This is a genomic window from Lentilactobacillus dabitei (assembly GCF_019061365.1).
In the GTDB taxonomy this organism is placed as follows: Bacteria; Bacillota; Bacilli; order Lactobacillales; family Lactobacillaceae; genus Lentilactobacillus; species Lentilactobacillus dabitei.
In genome coordinates, this window is sequence record NZ_JAHPPD010000188.1 from 1 (window position 1) to 444 (window position 444).

At 38.7% G+C, this 444-nt stretch carries 1 protein-coding gene; it reads right to left on the reverse strand.

All coding sequences use genetic code 11. From position 1 onward, the window contains the following. Positions 1 to 444: hypothetical protein (locus KTE19_RS13735; RefSeq protein WP_217342523.1), on the reverse strand; the 444-nt coding region annotated here is incomplete at both ends.

Sequence of the window (444 nt, forward strand, 5' to 3'; positions counted from 1 at the left end):
GGAATCGTCAGCAGGTGTAATAGAGCTGCCATTAACTTCAATTGTGCCATTCTTATTATCAGTAACCTTATCTTCTGGTGCAGGTGTCCAATCAGTAGCTATTGAACCTTGTTCTAACTTTCTACTTCCAACACGTGTATTTAAATTCGTATAGTTTGTTTGTTCGCTGATACTTAAATGAGAAGCTCCTGATGGAATGGTAATTGTTGCAATTGCCTTACCAGTCTTCCCAAAACTTATAGAATTACTCCGTACACCATCACCAATTGATTTACCAGATGAATCTTGTGGGGTTAGCGAAACTGCAACAGTCCCCCGTGTACTATCTGTGATGTCTAGTATCGCGGAATAAGTCAATGTTGTTCCAACTAAATTAGTAACATCTACATTAATAATATTATTCCAAGTCGGATTTCGCACCTTGACAGGAGATGTTCCAAGCAA